Origin of the sequence: Streptomyces flavofungini (assembly GCF_041028215.1) — a bacterium.
Taxonomy (GTDB): Bacteria; Actinomycetota; Actinomycetes; order Streptomycetales; family Streptomycetaceae; genus Streptomyces; species Streptomyces flavofungini_B.
In genome coordinates this window covers 1-1,480 of record NZ_JASKYR010001186.1, presented here as the reverse complement: position 1 = coordinate 1,480, position 1,480 = coordinate 1, and the positions used below count along the sequence as shown (strand labels likewise).

The following is a 1,480-nucleotide window of genomic DNA, read 5'->3' as shown; positions in this document are numbered from 1 at the left end:
CCTGAGCGGCGTCTACCGCAAACTCCGCGTCCGCGGACGCGAGGAACTGCGCGTACTGACCCAAGGACCGGAGGGCGGCTGACCCCATGCTGCTGGAGCGCAACACCGAGATCACCCTGGTCGACGCCGCACTGGGCGCCGCCGCCGAAGGCCGCTCCTCCCTGGTGGTGGTCACCGGGCCGCTGGGCATCGGACGCTCGGCCCTGCTGCAACGGCTGTCCGCGACCGCCGACGGCCACGACGACATCCGTGTCCTGCGCGCCAACGCCGCGCCCATGGAACAGGACTTCGCCTTCGGCGTCGTACGGCAGCTCTTCGAACCCCTGCTGAGCGACTCGCCCCCGGACGTCCGCGACCGCTGGATGGACGCCCACGCCTCCTTCGCCCGGCACGTCCTGGCCGACGACGCCGTCTCACCCGGCGCCGACCAGGCGATCGCCGCCACCGAAGCCGTCCTGCACGGACTGTTCTCGCTGCTGGCCAACGTCAGCGCCGACAACCGCCTGCTGATCCTCGTCGACGACCTCCAGTGGTCCGACGTGCCCTCGCTGCGCTGGCTCACCTTCCTGGCCAAGCGGCTGCACGGACTGCGGGCCGTCATCGTCTGCGCCCTGCGCGACGGCGACCCCCGCACCAACCACGCGCTGATCCGCGAGCTGCGCGAGGGCGCCACCCAGACCCTGCGCCCGGCCTCCCTGAGCCTGGAGGCCGCCCGCAACCTGGTCCGTGAACGCTTCGGCGAACCGGGCGACGAGGAGTTCGTGCGGGCCTGCCACGAAGCCTCGGCCGGAAACCCCCTCTTCCTGATCTCGACCCTCATCGGCACCGACCTCCTGGGCCGCCGCCCGCAGGCCGAACACGCCGATGTCACCCGCAGGCTGAGTCCCTCTCAGCTCCGCGAACACATCGCCAGCACCCTGCGCGCCCAGCCCGCACCGGTACGCGACCTCGCCGCCGCCATCGCCACCCTCGGCGAACAGGGCGACGTCCCCACCCTGACCCGGCTGGCCAGACTCGACAGCGTCGGCTTCACCGGGGCCCTGCGCGCCCTCGGCGCCCTGGGCATGCTCACCTCCGCACACGAACCGCGCTTCCACCACCGCGCCGTGGGCGACGCCGTCGAAGCCACCCTCACCATGGTCCAGCGCGAACGGCTGCACGACGAGGCCGCCGCCCTCCTGTACGCTTCGGGCAGCCCCGCCGAGCAGGTCGCCGCCCAGCTCATGGCCGTCGTCACCCGGCACCAGCCCTGGGCCGTCGACGTCCTGCGCTCCGCCGCCGACACCGCCCTGCGCCGCGGCGCCCCCGACACCGCCGCCCGCTACCTGCGCCGCGCCCTGCTCGACAGCCCCGCCGAGGGCATCACCCGCGCCCGCCTCCTCGTCGAACTCGGCACCGCCGAACGCGACTTCGACCCCCTGGCCTGCGAACGGCACATCGCCCAGGCCATGACCCTGCTGCCCGAACCGAGGGACCGGGC

The 1,480-nt window shown here is 73.4% G+C and carries 1 protein-coding gene; it reads left to right on the top strand.

The window, feature by feature from the left end; genetic code table 11:
* Positions 1-86: 86 nt before the first annotated feature.
* On the top strand, positions 87-1,480 hold a 1,394-nt coding region (locus tag AB8Z36_RS39590), incomplete at its 3' end, for an ATP-binding protein (protein ID WP_369218199.1).